The following is a 325-nucleotide window of genomic DNA, read 5'->3' on the forward strand; positions in this document are numbered from 1 at the left end:
ATCCATTACGGTAACAGCACCGACGAAGACGGAGTACACGGCAGGGGAAGAACTTGACCTTGACGGAATGAAAGTTACTGTAAAATACAGCAATGGTGAAGAAAAAGAAATCACAGAAGGATACGAAGTAAGCGGCTATGATAAGGCTAAAACCGGAGAGCAGACAGTAACGGTAACATATGAAGGAAAGACAGCGACCTTTAAGGTTACGGTGAAAGAAGAAGCGAAACCTGTTACTCTGGAATCCATTACGGTAACAGCACCGACGAAGACGGAGTACACGGTAGGAGACGAGCTTGACCTTGCAGGAATGAAGGTAGTTGCG

The 325-nt window shown here is 46.2% G+C and carries 1 protein-coding gene; it reads left to right on the plus strand.

The genetic code is table 11. From position 1 onward, the window contains the following. Window positions 1-325 (plus strand): bacterial Ig-like domain-containing protein (locus OCV99_RS17995; RefSeq protein ID WP_158372391.1); only part of this gene is annotated, 325 nt, incomplete at both ends.

This window comes from Dorea acetigenes (assembly GCF_025567385.1).
Classification (GTDB): domain Bacteria; phylum Bacillota; class Clostridia; order Lachnospirales; family Lachnospiraceae; genus Claveliimonas; species Claveliimonas acetigenes.